The 17,680-nt window shown below is 40.7% G+C and carries 16 protein-coding genes and 1 pseudogene; 12 read left to right on the top strand and 5 right to left on the bottom strand.

Annotated features, from left to right (window positions below; all coding sequences use genetic code 11):
- Nucleotides 1-11: 11 nt before the first annotated feature.
- Both BUC22_RS04090 and BUC22_RS21235 read left to right on the top strand, forming a co-directional pair.
- Nucleotides 12-860 carry a class C sortase gene (locus BUC22_RS04090; RefSeq protein WP_013380131.1) on the top strand — a complete coding sequence of 283 codons (849 nt, stop codon included), beginning with the start codon at nt 12-14 and terminating at the stop codon, nt 858-860.
- Between the two features lie 201 nt (nt 861-1,061).
- A pseudogene (locus tag BUC22_RS21235) lies at nt 1,062-1,496 on the top strand (transposase).
- A gap of 153 nt (nt 1,497-1,649) precedes the next feature.
- On the opposite strand, the gene BUC22_RS04080 reads toward BUC22_RS21235, so the two are convergent.
- From BUC22_RS04080 to BUC22_RS04070, 3 genes are all read right to left on the bottom strand, one after another.
- Nucleotides 1,650-3,422 carry an ABC transporter ATP-binding protein gene (locus tag BUC22_RS04080; protein WP_013380134.1) on the bottom strand — a complete coding sequence of 591 codons (1,773 nt, stop codon included), beginning with the start codon at nt 3,420-3,422 and terminating at the stop codon, nt 1,650-1,652.
- A gap of 323 nt (nt 3,423-3,745) precedes the next feature.
- Entirely contained in the window at nt 3,746-4,405 is a 660-nt protein-coding gene (gene deoC, locus BUC22_RS04075; RefSeq protein WP_013380135.1) for a deoxyribose-phosphate aldolase, read from the bottom strand.
- A gap of 14 nt (nt 4,406-4,419) precedes the next feature.
- Nucleotides 4,420-5,313: a dihydrodipicolinate synthase family protein gene (locus BUC22_RS04070; RefSeq protein WP_013380136.1), complete on the bottom strand. Its 894-nt coding sequence runs from the start codon at nt 5,311-5,313 to the stop codon at nt 4,420-4,422.
- A gap of 320 nt (nt 5,314-5,633) precedes the next feature.
- Here BUC22_RS04070 and BUC22_RS04065 point away from each other — a divergent pair, with 320 nt between their 5' ends.
- The 7 genes from BUC22_RS04065 (at nt 5,634) to BUC22_RS04035 (ending at nt 12,761) form a co-directional block, all read left to right on the top strand.
- Nucleotides 5,634-7,193, top strand: coding sequence for a xylulokinase (locus BUC22_RS04065; RefSeq protein WP_013380137.1), 1,560 nt, complete (start codon nt 5,634-5,636; stop codon nt 7,191-7,193).
- A 1-nt stretch (nt 7,194) separates the two neighbouring features.
- Nucleotides 7,195-7,989 carry an SDR family NAD(P)-dependent oxidoreductase gene (locus BUC22_RS04060; protein WP_013380138.1) on the top strand — a complete coding sequence of 265 codons (795 nt, stop codon included), beginning with the start codon at nt 7,195-7,197 and terminating at the stop codon, nt 7,987-7,989.
- Between the two features lie 436 nt (nt 7,990-8,425).
- On the top strand, nt 8,426-8,626 hold the full coding sequence (locus tag BUC22_RS04055) for a cold-shock protein (RefSeq protein WP_013380140.1): 201 nt from the start codon (nt 8,426-8,428) through the stop codon (nt 8,624-8,626).
- Nucleotides 8,627-9,375: 749 nt separating this feature from the next.
- Nucleotides 9,376-9,756 carry a TnpV protein gene (locus BUC22_RS04050; RefSeq protein ID WP_041690011.1) on the top strand — a complete coding sequence of 127 codons (381 nt, stop codon included), beginning with the start codon at nt 9,376-9,378 and terminating at the stop codon, nt 9,754-9,756.
- A gap of 281 nt (nt 9,757-10,037) precedes the next feature.
- Nucleotides 10,038-10,676 carry a TetR/AcrR family transcriptional regulator gene (locus BUC22_RS04045; protein WP_013378846.1) on the top strand — a complete coding sequence of 213 codons (639 nt, stop codon included), beginning with the start codon at nt 10,038-10,040 and terminating at the stop codon, nt 10,674-10,676.
- A gap of 90 nt (nt 10,677-10,766) precedes the next feature.
- Nucleotides 10,767-11,606 (top strand): C39 family peptidase, encoded by an 840-nt coding sequence (locus BUC22_RS04040; protein WP_073382398.1) that lies wholly within the window; start codon nt 10,767-10,769, stop codon nt 11,604-11,606.
- 126 nt (nt 11,607-11,732) lie between these two features.
- On the top strand, nt 11,733-12,761 hold the full coding sequence (locus BUC22_RS04035; RefSeq protein WP_073382396.1) for a linear amide C-N hydrolase: 1,029 nt from the start codon (nt 11,733-11,735) through the stop codon (nt 12,759-12,761).
- 389 nt (nt 12,762-13,150) lie between these two features.
- On the opposite strand, the gene BUC22_RS04030 is transcribed toward BUC22_RS04035, so the two are convergent.
- Together BUC22_RS04030 and BUC22_RS04025 are read right to left on the bottom strand one after the other, a co-directional pair.
- Entirely contained in the window at nt 13,151-14,575 is a 1,425-nt protein-coding gene (locus tag BUC22_RS04030; RefSeq protein WP_013378850.1) for a MobA/MobL family protein, read from the bottom strand.
- A 251-nt stretch (nt 14,576-14,826) separates the two neighbouring features.
- Nucleotides 14,827-15,042: a helix-turn-helix domain-containing protein gene (locus BUC22_RS04025; RefSeq protein WP_013378851.1), complete on the bottom strand. Its 216-nt coding sequence runs from the start codon at nt 15,040-15,042 to the stop codon at nt 14,827-14,829.
- Nucleotides 15,043-15,239: 197 nt separating this feature from the next.
- Here BUC22_RS04025 and BUC22_RS04020 point away from each other — a divergent pair, with 197 nt between their 5' ends.
- From BUC22_RS04020 to BUC22_RS21695, 3 genes are all read left to right on the top strand, one after another.
- Complete coding sequence (locus BUC22_RS04020) at nt 15,240-15,887, top strand: helix-turn-helix domain-containing protein (protein WP_227162841.1); 648 nt, start codon at nt 15,240-15,242, stop codon at nt 15,885-15,887.
- 108 nt (nt 15,888-15,995) lie between these two features.
- Complete coding sequence (locus tag BUC22_RS04015) at nt 15,996-17,294, top strand: tyrosine-type recombinase/integrase (protein WP_073382394.1); 1,299 nt, start codon at nt 15,996-15,998, stop codon at nt 17,292-17,294.
- A gap of 146 nt (nt 17,295-17,440) precedes the next feature.
- Complete coding sequence (locus tag BUC22_RS21695) at nt 17,441-17,617, top strand: hypothetical protein (RefSeq protein ID WP_159435614.1); 177 nt, start codon at nt 17,441-17,443, stop codon at nt 17,615-17,617.
- Nucleotides 17,618-17,680 lie beyond the last annotated feature (63 nt).

Here is a 17,680-nt window from a genome sequence, read left to right as displayed (position 1 = left end):
GTACTGCTTGAATGAAACGGAACAAGACAAGCTCTTGGCTGTTTTTGACAGCGATGATTATTTTTGTAATAGGGGTTGGAATATTCCTTTATCCTGTGATCAGTCAGTATCTGGAAAAGCAAAAACAAAAAGAGGTTATCCGGACTTACCGGGCAACCGTGGAGAACCAGGGTAAAGCGGCCATAGTGCAAGCTTGGGAGGAAGCAGAAGTTTATAATGAAAATTTAACAGGAGATCCGGTAAGTGACCCGTTTATTGCAGGAAGTGGCTACGTGCTGCCAGATAATTATGGAAATGTACTGAATCCCAATGGAGATGGTGTCATGGGTTATGTGGAGATACCAAAGATTTCGGTTTATCTTCCCATTTACCATGGAACAGATGAAACCGTGCTTGAAAAAGGAGCAGGTCATTTAGAGATGACGGCGCTTCCCATTGGAGGAAAAAATCGCCATTCCGTCATCAGCGCCCATCGGGGACTGCCGGGGGCTGAGCTGTTTACCCGATTGGATGAAGTGGAGAAAGGTGATCAATTTTATATTCATGTGCTGGACAAGACTTTGGCCTATGAAGTAGACCAGATCGAAATCGTCTTGCCTGAAAAGCTAGCATTTTTGAGCCCAGAGGAAAATAAGGATCGCGTGACACTATTGACTTGTACACCTTATGCGGTAAATACTCACCGATTATTGGTGCGTGGAGAACGGGTTCCCTATGAAAAAAAAGACAACGGTGAGGAACAAAATAAATGGGCTTCAGAAAACGCACAAAGAAAACTTCTAGCTGGGATAGGACTGTTAGGAATGATGTCCTTTACCGTTTTAACTATCTGTAAGCATGTATTTAGAAAGAAAGATTAGAGCAATTCTTGGAAATGAAAGGGAATAAAATCACATATAAAAAGTTTAGTCAGTAAGACGCAGGGGATTTAAGGACCAGTGGATAAATGATTGATCGCTATTATCTTTAGGGAAATAGCGATCTTTTTTATAAAGAAAACTACTCGTTTTGCAAGTGGTAAGAAAAAGCTAAAGCGTAGGTTTAAAAAGTCTCCTGTCAATATGAAAGAAAAAAGTTTATCACATACAGTATATCCAATGCAAATATCACATATGATTTCGAAATATAGGCGAATGGTGACCTACAACAAGTTAAGAAAGGCTATTGGACAAATATTGAGAACATTGGTCGAAAGAAAGCCAGGGGTCGAAATCATCAAAGCAAAAGCCTGTTCGGACCATAGTCGTATGTTGATGGAGATTCCACTGGAACACAGAATATCGACTTTCTTAATGATTTTTGTCGACACGCGCATTTGAAATACGAATACGGAAACTGCCAATTTGAGGCGAGAAGATATTGTTTTGATAGGGCTGGAAAAAACGAAAAAAGAATTGAAGAGTATATACAATAAACAATTATCAGAAGATAAGTTGAGTGATCAAATAAGTATGAAAGAATATATTGACCCGTTCACAGTTAAAATGGTGAAATAGAGAAAAAGAAAAAAGCCCCTTTAAGGGCGCTGCCTGTAAAAGGGTTATGTCTGACAAATCTTCACAGCCCGAAAGGGCATCACCGCATAACGCCCTTTCAGAACCGGTCCATACCACTGGTTTTTCTGTTGGTAAATGATTTCGGAGACAGATTTATTTTAGAATACCAAGATACATATCGCTGAAAATGCCATCCCGGGAAGTCAACGTATCATAATCCCCTTCCTGAACAATCTGCCCTTTATCAAAGACGATAATGCGGTCACAGTTTTTAAGCGTCGATAATCGATGCGCAATGGAAATAATGGTAGTACCAGTTTCTGCTTTCAACTTTTCAATTTCCGTTTGTATATGTTTTTCTGAAGTGTTATCGAGAGCAGAAGTGGCTTCATCTAAGATTAAAAGCTGTGGTTTTCTCAGGAAAATGCGGGCTAAGGCAATGCGTTGACGCTGCCCGCCAGACAAATTGTTTCCGGATTCGGAAACCCAAAAATCATATCCACCTGGAAGCTTTTCGATCACGTTGTTTATGTATGCTTTGCGGGCAGCCTCTTTAACAAGTGCCAAATCCGGTTTGTCATCCAGGCCGTAGACGATATTATCATAAATTGTTCCTGCTACCAAAAAGGGATTTTGAGGAACCAGAGCAATAATTTTGCTTAATTCCTTACGGTTATACATAAGGAGATTTTTTCCATTTAAGAAAACACATCCCTCAGCTGCTTCTAATTTTGAAATGATTTTAATAAACGAAGATTTGCCGCAGCCGCTCGGTCCAGCAATCCCTAAAAATTCACCGTTTTCAATGGTAAGATTCAGCCCGTCAATAATCGGTTCATTGGGCGTTTCTTCATAGTGAAAATGCAGGTCATTTATGTTGATGATACAATTTGAATGATCCAATTCATCAGAAACGTTAGATGGAAGCGCGTAAGAAAAATCTTTTGGCATCGAAATGATTTTAAAGTATTCTTCGGCCAAGACAGTCGACTCAGAGAGTTCATCCAGAATCCGATGCAATTCTTGAAGTGGTCCTAAAAGTTGCGTAAAACATAAATAAGCGGTTAATACCGTTCCGATACTGATGATTCCTTTAGAGGCCATGAAAACAGATGCCCCGATAATAATCACAGAAAAGAGTGCTTCGTTAATAAACTTAAAACAATCGTATTTTGCCATCGCTTTATGATGTTTCATCTCTTTTTTTCTTAAGTACTCGGATTTATCCTCAAAGCGTCCACATTCAAAATCAACACTGTCTGAAATACGGATGACATCAACACCGCCAGTTAGTTCAACCATCGTTCCGTCCATTGCAGACTTTGTCTCTAAAAGATCGACCCGTATTCCCCGTTGTGTCGATATTTGTCTTAAGACAATGCCAATACCAATCGGGATGACAAGCATCATGATCAAAGCTAAAAGAAAGGGAAGCTTTATAAAGATTACAGTAATGGCAGCAATACTGGTAAAGATAGAAGGTGCAAAATCCATAAATATTAATTTTAACATATTGGTGGTTCCTTCAAGGCTGCGGTTCAGACGGCCGTGTATATTACCGCGCATATTGAGACGAAAGTACGATAATGGTGCCATGAGTAAAGAGCGGATAGCTTTAACCCGCGCCATTTTTTCCACACTGGTACTGGTATCTTCAACGATTAAGCGGCGAATCACCTTAATAGCTTCATTAAAAATGGTAACGGCTAAAATGAAAATGAGTATGGGTAGGGTCGATATAAAGTGGATGTTTGCAGTATTCAAAACATCATCTGTTAAATAGCCGATCGCCAGCGGTGTCATCTGACTAAGAATAGCAGAAATTATCATGATTAAAAGAATGAAGAAAAAGCTGATTTTTTGCTTTCGTTGAAGTAATTGATAAAGATTATGGACGGTTTGTTTAAAATGTGCTTTTTGATCCATGATTAACCTCGTTCTTTGTAATGTTTATACAATACTTTGCAAAACTTAGTATACACTTTACATGTATCGAGTGCAATAAAATTTGAAGTGGAACAGTGTTAAGTTTTCTAAATAATAGAATATAAATTTAGTTTTAAATAGATTTCTTGGGGTTTTTTTATTATTGATTTTTATAGAGTTTTAGGGATAAAAAATTAGCGCTTTAGAAATATTCCAAAAGCGCTAATAAAGAAATTCATTATGTTTAAAACTTTTATTTTCTAAGAAAATTTGTAATTATACTGTGAACTTCTGCGGTTTTCTGTAGTATTAACATATAAGAATTATTCGTTATAACTATCAAGAATTGCTAAGCTTGCAGAAACACCGAGTCTATCAGCCCCGGCTTCAATATTTGCTTTTGCATCATCCCATGAATGCATTCCACCGGATGCCTTCACAGACATGCTAGCCGGAATGCTTTTTTTCATCAGAGCAACATCATGTGGATTTGCTCCGCCTGTTCCAAATCCTGTGGACGTTTTAACAAAATCTGCACCAGCCTTTGCGGCCATTTTACAGGCTGTGACTTTTTCGTCATCTGTTAAATAGCAGGTCTCAATAATAACCTTCACCAATACACCGCAAGCCGCTTCGACAACAGCTCTAATATCCTTATAAACTTCTTCATTATTACCAGCTTTTAACGCCCCGATATTGATAACCATATCAACTTCTTGTGCTCCATTTTTGATGGCGTTTTCTGTTTCAAAAGCTTTTACAACAGAGGTGTTAGCGCCAAGAGGAAAACCAATAACCGTACAAACTTTTACATTACTATTTTTTAAGTATTCAGCTGCTTGTCTTACATTACAGGGATTTACACAAACAGATGCCGCGCCAATTTCGATTGCTTCTTTACAGATGCCCTCAATTTGATCGGGAGTTGCAACGGCTTTTAATAAAGTGTGGTCCATCATTCCTGCTAACTGTGTTTTATTCATCTTTATTTATCCTCCTAAATTAGATTTAAATTTTTTAAGTTTGTTTTTATTTTTTCTTTTTCTTGTTCATTTAATTCTGCTAAAGGTTTGCGCATATATCCTAAGGGTACATTGATTAATTCGGAAGCGTACTTGTATCCGGCTACAAAAGGACCTGTTTTCAATGCTTCGCGAATCATAAGGATTCTATCTTGAGCCTTACGGGCTTTTTCAAAATCACCATCTTCCATAGCGTCTGTTAACTGCTTGACTTCTTTTGGGAAAACAGCTGATATGAGGGATACAACGCCAATACCACCTAATTGCATGACTGAAAAAGTTGTAGCATCACTACCGTTTGTAAATTCCATTCGGTCTTTTTCGACTAATCGCATAGTGTTTTGGATATGAACAAAATCAATGGTACTTTCTTTGTAATACTTCACGTTTGGCGAATTGTTAAAAATTTGAGCGACTGAATCCGGCGTTAGTGTGTTGCTTGTTTGTGGCGCATTGTAAACACCAACGGGCAGTTTTGTTGCGTTTGCGAGCTCACAAAAATAGTCAATCAGAGCGCTTTGTGGAAAAGCATATACACATGGTTGTTCAATACAGATAGCATCAACACCTGCAGCTTCATAACCCTTTAAAACTTTCATTGCTTCCTGTAAAGTCTGACATGCGATATTTCCCATGGTCAATGCTCTGCCATTAGCTGTATTTACAACAACTTCTGTTGTCTTGATCAGTTCATCGGTTGTAAGTGACAAAGCCTCGCTTGCAAGGCCATTGGTAAAGAGAGCGACAATATCATTTTTAATTTGATATTCCACTTCACCTTTTAAAAGCTCATAATCAACAGAACCATCTTTTTTAAAAGGTGTAATTAATTCTGTCACAACACCACGAAAATTTTTGCTTTGTTCCATATTTATACCTCCTCAAAACAATATAACCCTTCGCGATGAACATATGATCAATATAATATATTTAAATCATATGTTCAAATAAATCATAACACCATTGTCAAATAAATGCAATATATTTTATCAAAAAAAGTATTTAACGTTTTCTTGCTTGATTTTTCAAAAATAATATGATAATATTTCAATTGAACATAATTTCATAAATATCATAAAATGAATTATGATCACCCTTCGCGTTGAAATTCACTATTAGAACTATGCTTTTTCGTTTTTTATGTATTCTGCAAATATAATGTTGCAGAGAAGGATAAGAGGAGAGAACAATGAAGAACAAAATCATGGCATTGGATTTAGGGTCAAGTGGAATCAAAGTGACGATATTTGATGATCAATCAAATATTTTGGGTTCCTGCTATAAAGAATACAATACTTGGTATCCTGGGCTAAATATGACCCTCCAGAGCCCTTCTGAATGGTGGGAATATTTTTGTACGGCATCAAAGGAATTGCTTGAAACTGCTCACATTGCGCCTGAAGAAATTGCTTGCGTTGCCCCGAGTGGCCAAATGTCTGCATTAATTCCAATAGACGCGTCTGGAAAATTGTTAATGGATCCATGTCTTATTTGGGCAGATATGCGAACAACTGAACAGGTTAAGCGTATTGCGGATGAAATGGGGGGACAAGACAAGGTCTATAATCTTACGGGTATTGGATTAACCGAAGAGACTTTTACTGGCTATAAGATAGCTTGGTATAAAGAAAATATGCCGGATGAGTTTTGTCAGACATCGATGTATTTACAGCCTAAAGAATTTATTGGATTTAAATTAACAGGTAACATTGCAACGGACTTCTCGGATGCTTCTGAGACAGCAATGATGGATATTGAAAATAGAACATGGTCAGAAAAAATGTTAGAACATATTGGCATTACAAAAGAGGTTCTTCCAGAAATAAAAAAAGCTACAGATCTTCTTGGACATGTTACCCAGGAAGCTGCTGCTGCCTCGGGGCTAAAAGAAGGTACGCCTGTTTGTGTCGGTGGAGGTGATGTAAGTATAGCCGCCGCCGGTGCTGGGATTGGAGCTCCGGGATCTGCATACTTGTATATTGGATCAGGTTCTTGGGTAGGTGTTTCTTCAAAAGAACCATTACTTGATTATCAAAATAAAATTGCATGTCTTTGCAGTCTTCCAGGGGATTCATACGTACCACATCTTGTCGGATTTTCCGGAGGCTTAAGTCACTTATGGATTCGGGACATCATTAACGGTCTTGATTGCTTTGAAGAAAAAATAAGTTATGATGAAATTGAAAGGCTTGTAGAAGAATCTGGCATTGGTGCACATGGTCTAGTATTTCTTCCTTATCTAAGAGGAGGCGGAGCACCAACACAAAATATTAATGCAAGAGGCAGCTTTATTGGTTTAGAAATAAGCCATAATTATGGCGATATGTGTCGTTCTATTATGGAAGGTGTTGCATTTATTTTAAGAGAAATGCTAGAAATTTTAGACAGGATTAACGCAGATAAAATTACCGATATAAAACTAATTGGCGGTGGTGCCAAGAGTAAAATTTGGCGTCAAATTATTTCAGATGTTATACAGAAGCCCGTTTATTGCACGAGCATGAAACAGGAAGCTAATACATGGGGTGCTGCTATGTGCGGTGGTATTTGTGTCGGCCTATGGAAAGATTTTGATGAAGCGCAAAATCTTGTAACGGTTGAGAGTGTAAATGAGCCAAATCCAGGTGCAAAGGAAGTATATGATCAACTTTATCAGACCTTCTTGAAATCATATGATGCTCTAACACCGATATTTGATGATTTGGCAAAAAGCCGAGTTTTAATCGATCAACAATCAAAGGAGGACTAAAATGAAAAAAACTGTAGTAATTACTGGAGGCGCTCAAGGGCAGGGATTGAGCCATGCTTTAACATTTGCAAAAAAAGGATTTAATATCGTTATTGGTGACCGTCTTGATACTTGTTCGGATATTGTGCAGGAAGCCGTAGCTAAAATTAAAGAAGAGGGTGGCGATGCTCTCGCAGTAAAATGCGATGTTACCAAAACAGATGAAGTTGAAAAAATGTTTAAAGAAGCTGATGAAAAGTATCATTCAATTGATATTGTCATCAGTAATGCCGGAATTATGACCTTTGGAGCGACTTGGGAATTAACAGATGAGGTTGTGCTTCAAACAATTGACATCAATTTACTTGGAACATGGCGGGTTAACAAGGAAGCGGTAAAATATATGATGAAACAAAATAGCGGACGTATCATTAATATTTCGTCAACCGCAGGTCTCAAAGGCACACCTAACCTTTGTCATTATACCATGTCAAAATTTGGTGTTTTAGGGTTAACCAAAACACTTGCAAAAGAAGTAGCTAAATATGGTATCACAGTGAATGCGCTTTGTCCTACAATGGTTAAAACGCCAATGACAGAACGCCCAGAATTTCTCAAATATATTAATAATATGAACGGAAAGAACTGGGAAAGTTTTGAAGAAGCTAATGAAGAACTCAGCCAAAAACGTGCGATGGGAGTAGCCTTTATCTCGCCAGAGGACGTTTCAAAAATGGTAGACTGGATTGCGACATCAGATGAAGCACGGCTTATCACAGGAGCCACATTACCTTTAGATGCCGGTTCAATGCTTTAATAAATCTTTGTCTTCTGAATCCTCTCCTGAATATTTCTTTTAATAATTCAGGGGGGATTCGAAACAAAATACATGTATACATATTTCGATATTAAGAACCACTGATTTTAAGTGGTTCTTTTTCGTTTTGTGATGAGTATGAATATCAGTTATTTGAAGAAAAACGTGAACGAAAAAGAGAAAAATCTAGAAAAGTTTGGGGCCCCTTTTACAGCATTGAAAGTAAAAAGTAAAACGATAAAAAAGAGTTGTTTTTTAAGAAAGTTGACGTTTTCTGTTTTTTAGTGTATACTAAACATATATTTAAGAGAGTTTCAAAAGATTTCACATATTTTTGCAAGTCATTTTGTTTTTACTTTTCGAGATGATTTACAAAAATATGTGTTTTTTTATTTGCAATCCTAAGTATAGCTTGATTTTTAGGAGGTACCAGAGAATGAGTAACGGTACAGTAAAGTGGTTTAACAGTAACAAAGGCTTTGGATTTATTGAAGGAGAAAATGGAGAAGACATCTTTGTGCTTTTTTCTTCGATTGTTGGAGGGAACTGTGAATCACTGAGAGATGGCGATAAAGTTATTTATGAAACGGAACAAGGCGATCGACAGCTTCGGGCAAAAAGTGTACAGCTTGTATGATTGTTATATGCCCGCTGTTTTACATATTGAAACAAAAAAGAGCAGTGCAATAACATGCACGACAGCGGATTCCAGATAGGTAGATCGATAGAAAAGCATGTTTCCCATCGATCATTCATCTCCAAACTTATTACTATTTTTGTAAGGGATTTTTGTCCTAACTTATTGACGAGATAGAGTAAAAGTTTTATAATATGCGTGTAACTTATCCTTAAAACCTAACAAAAAGTTACACACCAAAGCCGCCCAGAAGGGCGGTTGCTTTTTTATTTTTTGAAAAATAGATTAAGGTTGGTGAAAAATGAGATTCCAGTAAAAAATGGTCGCGTATTAGCTATAACGATTGAGCTTTGATCGTTTGGTAAATGCAATTGATGGCTTTTATGTGGATGTTTTAATATGTGCGAGAACAAGAGTAAATCTTTCAAAGTTCTTATTAAAAGGAATATGTGAAATACTAATCAATAATAGGAAGTATGATAAATCGAAATTTGAATTTCTACAAATTATGGCCTCTTAACAGAGGTTACAGGTTATCAATAAAATCCTCCAAAGGCCTAGAAAATAAAGGATTTTTCGCAGTGTGCTCACCTTATTCCTTTATACGATTTCACAACAATTTATTCTTCCCTCGCTATCTCATAAGGGAAAAATTGAGGGAAAGAAAATCTCATAACAAGATATAACAGGTTGTGGTAATCGGGAAACTGTGACATATGTGCGAATATATGATACTGGAGGATTTTAATATGGATAAGTACATTTACGACAACAGCAACGGCTTATGGTACGAATTGCAGGGCGATTATTACATTCCCTGCCTGGTATTACCTGACGAAAAAGAAGAAAGGCATATCGGTATATGGGGACATCGGCATTTGCGGTATATTCGGGAGCATAAAAAGGTATTTTACACCGATTTGCTGATAAGCGGCAAGCTGCAATCCTACCTTGCTGATGTTGAAGAACAGGCACAGGAACTGTTTGACCGCCTGATGAAGCAACGGGCAGAGCGTGAGGGCATTACCGAAACGCTGAAAGCTGAGAACCAAATGTTATGGGTCGGCAGAATGAACGCTCTGCGGTCAGCGGTTACGGAAACGGTAAATACGGAGGTAATCTTCGTATGAGAAAGCAGAAATATTACCTTTACCTCACAGTAGAGGAACGACGATATATTTTCAACGCTCTGCTTTCCTAACGTAACAAACTGATTGCACAGGGCAGATATACGGATGCGATAAATGAGGTTATGATAAAGTTACTAAAATAGGCTTCGGCGGCAGGGAGAAATCCCTGCCGTTTTCACACAGAATGATTCAGATTTTTGCTTTAGCCTCTTGAAAAATCAAAGCAAAAGTAGTATAATCTTAACGACCGTTCACCATTTTGCGGGGGAGGAGGTAAGGTATTGCGTACATATAATGAAGAAGCCCGCAAGGCGAAGAAAACAGATATAATGGAAAGGAGCTTCGCCTGCTATGCGGAGAACGGATTTTCCTCTGTCGGAATAAAAGCTATCGCAAAAGCCTGCGATTGCAGTGTTGCGACACTGTATCTGTATTTTGATAATCTCGATGACCTTATCGTTAAGTCCACCGAATACTGTATGGGCAAGGTGGAAGATGAGTTTATGGCGAAAGCTCCCACCGATGTGGAGGACTTATGGCGGTTTATTGACGAGATACCCTATTGGACGGCAAAAAACCACGGCAAGAAATACAGACTTATGTATCAGGTCTATACTCACCCGAAATACAGAGAATACGGTCAGAAATTCTTTGCGGGCGTAGATGAACGATATACGCAATACGCAAAAAGCTTCGAGAGCAAGCTGGGTATTCCCTACGAAAAGCTGACGCCGCTGATATTCATTCTAATCAGAGCCTGCGTTCATTACGCACTATTCGAGGATGCGTTCTATTTGAAAGCACAGATAGAAGCGCTGAAAGAAACCCTTGAACTCTTTATTATGAAATACAACCCGAAAGTAAGGTCGGGTGTTGTTACAGAAAAAGCGAAAATTTTTAAGGGGATATCCCCTCAGTAGTATGCTACACATACTACGAAACAACCTCATCAACAGAAAATTACCGTAAAATAACGGTACGAGATAATAATTTATCGGAGGCATTTCAAAGTGAAAACAATCAAGAAGCTTATCCCTGTGCTTTCAATTCTTTTATTTGTTGTATCTTTGTTTATGATAATTACAGCAAATAAAGAACCGAAATCTGAAGGTATTGCCAATCAGATGAAGGAATATTACTTGAACGATACTGGACCGGAAGGAAATACATTTTATGATTATAATGTTTCATCAACGTCGTTGCCTGAAACGGATGAAAAAGGAAAATGTAAACTTATAAAATTACCGTTATTTAGACAAAGCCATAATTTTACCTGTGGAGTGGCTTGCGTTGCATCTGTTTTACGCTATGCGGGGTACGATTTTGACACCAGAGAAGATCGATTACTTTGGGAGCTTGAAGCAACTCCGGAAAATGGGACTAACTATATGAATATAGCAGAATATTTAGAATCCGTTCGTACAGAAGGTTTTCCGAATACCCCAGTGATTGCAACAGAGGTTGTGTGTGTAGATTATGCTTCAAATGAATACGGTTTGAAGCTTATAGATAGCTTGCTATTGCAATTCAGGGCAGCTCTTGATGATGGTTCTCCTATTATTTGTGCGATTCAAGCATGGAAAGATGACGGTGATTATAATACTGAAACAGAAGACGATGGTCATTATGTTGTGTTAATCGGATATCAGAAGGATGCGAAAAAAGATACATATATCTATTATTTTATGGATCCATCGACTTCCGGTAGTTACACATATCTTACAGAAGAAGAATTTATCTTGCGTTGGCACGATAATTTAGAGGGAAAATCAAAGCGTATTGGAATTAAGGTTTCGTATTTAAATTCAACACAGGAAGTACCCATTAATATTGCATATCATATAGATTAACGAATAAAAGGATAGCACAAATAAAAACGCTCAAAGAAACCCTTGAACTCTTTATTACGAAATACAACCCGGAAGCAAGGTCGGGTTCTATTACAGAATAATATCGAACTGAAAAGGAGAAAAAACATGAATAACCAGACCATCGGCAGCATTGAGCAGCTTACGGATTACGCGGATGGATACAATCTCTACCGCATGGATGTCAAATACGATTACGATCTTGACGATATTATCGATTACGGCATTCAGGACGATCAGACGATGATCGATGCGATTCTGAAAGAGGCGCTTCCGCTGCTGCCTGTGACGATCAAAGCGCCCAATTTCGGCTGTACGGTGTTTAGTCTGACCGATACGGACGGCGACGTTCATATGGGACGGAATTACGATTTTAGCAAAGATACATCTGCTATGTTGGTTTACTGTGCGCCAAAGGACGGATATAAGTCGATTGCCTTTGCCGCGCTTGACAATGTTTCAGCAAATGTGCCTGATGAGAATATCAAAAAAGAGCTGGCGAGTCTGACCGCTCCGTTTATCTGTCTGGATGGTATGAATGAGAAGGGCGTGTCTATCGCTGTGTTGACACTGGATAGTGAGCCTGTGCGTCAAAACACAGGCAAACCTGTCATTGCAACTACTCTTGCAATACGCCTTGTTCTTGACAGGGCGGCGACCACAGAGGAAGCAGTGGAGCTTTTACGCAGCTATGATATGTTCGCATCATCCGGCAGAGATTACCATTTCTACATAAACGACGCATCCGGCGACGGCAGAGTAATCGAGTATGACATTGACGGCGAACCAAGAGAGCTGATCGATACTCCATCAGAGGCGGTTACGAATTTCTTCATTCGTTATAAGGATGAGGTGCTTCCGAATCAGAAAAACGGCATCTACGGTCACGGCAAGGAACGCTATGACGCCGTGATGGAGGTGCTGGAGGCGGAAAAAGGCAATTACACCAACGATACCGTGTGGAACGCAATGAAATCGGCGGCACAAGACCCCAACCCCGATGACATCACAAGTAACACACAATGGTCTATTTCCTATAACAATACTGACCTTACTGCTGATATTGCCATCCGCCGTCATTGGAGTGATGTAACACATTGCGAGCTGGAAACCAAGGTGACGACACCGTTAAAATGAGTGGTACAGGGCAGTAAAATGAAGGGAAACGCAAAAGCCCCTCGCTTCCAAGGTGCCGGTACATTAGTTGTTAATCCAACCAAGCTTGATGATGCGTATGATGCATTCGTTAAGCTTGGTTTGGATGTAATCTATTCCCAAGACTATGAAAAATGCAAAGATAATATGAAGTCGTGAAAACGATTGCAGGAAATCTCAACATTTAACACCAAAGAAGATAAAGCAAAAGGGGTATTTAGTTGTTCATAGCTGAGTGCCCTTTTGTTTTGCTCTAAAGAATTGCCTTCAGTCAATACAAGTGCAAAGAGAAAGACTCCGCTGCCCCTGATTTGGAGTAATGGAGTCTTGCCTTTGATACTGCTCTGCGGTATTGTTTTCGGTGTGAAAAGCTATCGTTCTCTGTCGTGGGTTCGATGCTTGGGTTTGATCTGTCTGCTCTCTGCCTGCAACCGTCTGAGCTGGTCACGAACGCTTTTTCTTTCAGGTGGTGCGTATCGTTCTTTTTCGTCGGGTTTGCTGTTTTCCTTGACCTTGCGTTCCCACTCGGCAAGCTCACGGTTGTACTGCTCCACTACGGCTTCTGCCTTGCGGTAGGTTGCCATAAAGACTTGCACATCGGGATAACCGTCTGCTTTCAGTGTGTCGGGAATTTTGTCCAGTTTATCAGCGATTTCCCTTTCGGTCTGCTGTATCTGCGCTTCCAACGCTTTACGCTCCTTACCCTTGAAGATGCCCTTTGTTTCGGCAAGCTGCTGCTTAAGCTCCGGCAGAACCTTATCCTGCAAGTGCTTGATTTCTTTTGCCTTATCCTGCAATTTTATCATCAGGTTACGCATATGACGGAACTCTGCCATATCGATATCCAGTGTAGGCTTGGGCGGCATACTCTGTTCACGGATAAGGTTTTGCAGAAAATCCTTTGCCCTGCTCACGATACTGCGGAACAGGTTGGGAAGCCAACCACTGTTACGGATAGACTGGCTGACTTTTTCGTGGATTTGCGTCTGCTTAATCTCCAATATCGTTTCTTCCGAAATGCCTGTGATCAGTGCCATATCCGCCGCTTGGTTCCACTCCTGCCTTGCGGCGTTGTCCGCTTTGATTTCTTCCTCTTTCGGATTATTCTTGCCGATTTTTTTGGTAGGCAGATACACACTGTTCTTATCAAACACTTTCAGTCGCTGCTCGGGATCTGAAATGTGGAAATTGATAAGCGCCGTGTATACTTCCTTTGCTTCTGCTATGAAGGCTTCGCTTTTGAAACGCTCGTCTTTGGTTGTGAATAAATGGCTTTCGTAAACTTCCCCCTTTTTGATGACTGTACAGCCTTTTCGCATCTGTCCGTCCTCGCCGGTAATCTCTTTCTTGGTGCGTACCCTTTGCCCTGTCTCGTCATAAAATACGCTTCTGGTGGCAATCTTTACATCGGGCTTGGGAAGCAGCTTCCTTTCACTGAAGATAAGGTGGATGTGGTAGTTGGTCTTTTTCTTGTTATGATGGAGAGCCGATACACATTCCACATCGTACCGTCTGTGAAATTCCTCTGTGAAATCTTCAAGCACCTGCTGCGGCTCATAGGTGGTGTAAACTTCGGGCAGGGCGATAATCAGCTCCCTTGCTTCAATGCACCTTCCCGGTGTACCGCTTCGTTTAAATTCCTGCTGACATTCCCTTGCGAGATTGCCCCAAAAGGTATTGTCTGCGGTACGGTAGGTGGCATAGAGGTTTTCCTGTCTTGCCTTGCTTGTGATATACGATATTCTTCCCTTGACATTTGACAGCTTTGACATCTGAATAAAGCTGTGTCTCGCCATAGTGTCCTTTCTCCCGTATTGGGGCGTTCTCATTTTGCAACCGACTTGTCGGTTGCGGCTGTTCCGATGGCTTTTGACAGCGGGACAGCCATTGAAAATTGCGGTGCAATTTTCTCTGTATCAGAGGACGGGATGGGATACCCGGACGATGATACAGGCTCCCCGCAGGGGCGAAATACCCAGAGTACAAATCGTAGATTTGTGCGAGGGGTGTATTTCGCTCTCAAACGCCGAGGGCTTTTAGAGAACGGTTATTCAACTTTTCGTACATCTTTTTCATTGAGCAGGTTTCTGCCCTGATTGACGGTCATAAAACGCTCTAAGGTATCCCTGCGGATAATGGTTTTACGCCCGACCTTCAGAACAGGCAGCTTGCCCCAGTCCACCAACTTGCGCATGGTATTCCTGCCGATGCCGCTGGTTTCTGCCGCTTCTTCGATTGTCATTCCCATTTTGATTGCGTTCATAATGCTGTTCTCCTCTCTTAAATGCTCAAAATGCAACTTTAGCATTATCATTATACTTATTTTGCTACCGTTTGTCAACCTGTTTTGCAACTATTTAAGGATTATTTTTAATATTTTTCAGAATAATGGTTGCAAATTGAGTTTGTTTGTGATATACTGTACTCAAACAGGAGGTGAATGCCTTGAAAGAAGAAACAATGTTTACCCCAAAACAAGTCGGGGAACGCATTAAAGAGCGTAGAATAGAACTCAAACTTTCTATGCCGGAACTTGGCAAGCGTATCAGCGTGAACAAGTCCACCATTCAAAGGTATGAAGCAGACGGCGTTGACCCGAAGCGAACCATGATTATCAACGGTCTTGCCGAGGCACTTCTGACCACTCCCGAATGGCTGACGGGGCTTTCCGAAGAAAAGGAATATGACGCTAAAACGCTCTGTCAGAGGGACATTGAAGCACATATCGCAAAATACCTTGACAGCGTGAGTGTTGTTCAGGGAGAGCCGCACCAGCAGCTCCTGACAACATTTCTTGGAAAGATGATAGACCTGTACTCGGTACTCTGTTACCACTTTGCCGATGCTATGGCAGAGGTTGACCGTGTAGCTGCGGACGAGGGGCTGAAAGAATCGCTGATGCGATATGCCATTGAGTCGGGCGCAATCACAGAAAAGGTCTATCGCAATGAAATGGAAGCACCGATCGAAGATATGAAACGATTTCTTGATGGGATTTTACATATCTACGATGAGGGTCGCACAAAGGTATCCATGGGCGAACTCTTCGGGATAGTGACGGCAGCCGAGGAAAGGCTGGCCGAAAAGAAAAATGCCGTGGCACCTTGACAAATGAAAATGCCGGTTGAAACAACAACCGGCAAGTGACGCTATTACTTTACGCACACCATATGTCACAGACCCGATTGCCACGGATAGAAAGGAGAAATTTTATCTATGGCAAAAGGTTCTGTAAGAAAGAAAGGCAAAAAGTGGTACTACCGCTTTTATATCGAAGATGAAAGCGGAAACCGTGTGCAGAAGGAGTTCCCCGGAACAGAAAGCAAGGCGGAAACAGAAGCACTGCTGCGAAAGGCAATGGAGGACTACGAGGAAAAGAAATTCGTTGCGAAAACGGAGAATGTTACGGTGGGAACACTGCTGGATATGTGGGTGGAAGAAGAACTGAAGCCCGGCAATCTGAGTAACGGTACGGTGATGGCATATCAGGGGACGGTAAACCGTATCAAGCAGCACCCTATCGGCAACCGAAAACTGAAAAGTGTAACGGCTGACCATTTACAGGCATATATCGACTTTCTCAGTTTCGGTGGCACAAATGCCGACAGCACACAGGCAAAGGCACTCAGCAAAGGGTATCTGCGATTGTTCTCAGCAGTCCTGCAAGGGGCGTTCCGTTTTGCGGTGTTCCCCAAAAGGCTGATTTCCTTTAACCCGATGCAGTATGTAGTGTGGAGGGGCAAAAAGGAAGAATACGAACTGTTCTCAGACGAGGACGGGGATGTGACTTCTGTACCTACGATCAGCCACGAACAGTATCTGAAGCTGGAGGACTTTCTGAAAAAGAAATACAATCCGGCTCTTCTGCCCATTCAGATTGCCTACTACACGGGGCTTCGCATTGGCGAGGTCTGCGGCTTGACCTGGCAGGATATTAATCTTGAAGGTCAATACCTAACAGTACGCCGCAGTATGCGCTACAACGGAGCAAGGCACAAGACAGAGATAGGAGCAACGAAGCGTAAGAAAGTCCGCACTGTGGACTTCTGCGACACGCTGGCGGCAATCCTTAAGACAGCCAAAGCCGAACAGCACAAAAACCGCTTCCGATACGGAGAGCTTTACAGCCTCAACTATTACAGTGAGGTCAAAGAAAAAGACCGTACTTATTACGAGGTTTACAGTCTGCCAAGAACGGAAGAAGTCCCGGAGGGGTACAAGGAAATATCCTTTGTCTGCCTCAGACCGGACGGGGCGTTTGAATCGCCGAGTACGGTAGGGATTATGTGCAGGGCGGCAAGGAAAAAAGTCGAGGGGTTGGAGGGCTTCCATTTCCACCAGCTTCGTCACACATTCACAAGCAATCTGCTCTCAAATGGGGCAGCACCAAAGGATGTGCAGGAGCTTCTTGGACACGCTGACGTTAGTACCACAATGAATATCTACGCTCACGCTACAAGGGAAGCGAAGCGTACTTCCGCAAGACTGCTGGATAAGGTAGTCGGCGGCGAATAACAAAAAGTTTCCCTTGTTTCGGCTCGTAAGGGAAAAAACAAGGGAAAATACATAAGGTTTGAGAATTACACAGGCGAAAAACCTTGAAAATACAGGATTTATTGGGGATTAAATAGATAAATTAAAATTTAGAGAGGAGATTAGCCATGAATTTAATTTTAAACGACGGTCCGCATCCTTTTCTTGTGGACGGTCATTTTGTGAAATTTATCGATTTATCAAGTCTAAAGATTTCAAATCTAAATATGGGGAGAATTGTGTGTATTGAAGGTAAAAACCCAAGAAATCTGCTTAAAACTAAATCTATATTCTATATATTATAATAAATAAAAAAATATAAGGACATTCTTTAAATTTTCAATATTTTAAAGAATGTCCTTGACCAT

It is taken from the genome of Eubacterium callanderi, assembly GCF_900142645.1.
GTDB lineage: Bacteria > Bacillota > Clostridia > Eubacteriales > Eubacteriaceae > Eubacterium > Eubacterium callanderi.
This window is presented reverse-complemented; position numbering and strand designations above follow the sequence as displayed.

Coding starts and splice junctions, on each gene's coding strand:
- BUC22_RS04090 (WP_013380131.1), top strand. CDS start 12: ATGAAACGGAACAAGACAAGCTCTTGGCTGTTTTTGACAGCGATGATT.
- BUC22_RS04080 (WP_013380134.1), bottom strand. CDS start 3,422: ATGGATCAAAAAGCACATTTTAAACAAACCGTCCATAATCTTTATCAA.
- deoC (WP_013380135.1), bottom strand. CDS start 4,405: ATGAATAAAACACAGTTAGCAGGAATGATGGACCACACTTTATTAAAA.
- BUC22_RS04070 (WP_013380136.1), bottom strand. CDS start 5,313: ATGGAACAAAGCAAAAATTTTCGTGGTGTTGTGACAGAATTAATTACA.
- BUC22_RS04065 (WP_013380137.1), top strand. CDS start 5,634: ATGAAGAACAAAATCATGGCATTGGATTTAGGGTCAAGTGGAATCAAA.
- BUC22_RS04060 (WP_013380138.1), top strand. CDS start 7,195: ATGAAAAAAACTGTAGTAATTACTGGAGGCGCTCAAGGGCAGGGATTG.
- BUC22_RS04055 (WP_013380140.1), top strand. CDS start 8,426: ATGAGTAACGGTACAGTAAAGTGGTTTAACAGTAACAAAGGCTTTGGA.
- BUC22_RS04050 (WP_041690011.1), top strand. CDS start 9,376: ATGGATAAGTACATTTACGACAACAGCAACGGCTTATGGTACGAATTG.
- BUC22_RS04035 (WP_073382396.1), top strand. CDS start 11,733: ATGAATAACCAGACCATCGGCAGCATTGAGCAGCTTACGGATTACGCG.
- BUC22_RS04030 (WP_013378850.1), bottom strand. CDS start 14,575: ATGGCGAGACACAGCTTTATTCAGATGTCAAAGCTGTCAAATGTCAAG.
- BUC22_RS04025 (WP_013378851.1), bottom strand. CDS start 15,042: ATGAACGCAATCAAAATGGGAATGACAATCGAAGAAGCGGCAGAAACC.
- BUC22_RS04020 (WP_227162841.1), top strand. CDS start 15,240: ATGTTTACCCCAAAACAAGTCGGGGAACGCATTAAAGAGCGTAGAATA.
- BUC22_RS04015 (WP_073382394.1), top strand. CDS start 15,996: ATGGCAAAAGGTTCTGTAAGAAAGAAAGGCAAAAAGTGGTACTACCGC.
- BUC22_RS21695 (WP_159435614.1), top strand. CDS start 17,441: ATGAATTTAATTTTAAACGACGGTCCGCATCCTTTTCTTGTGGACGGT.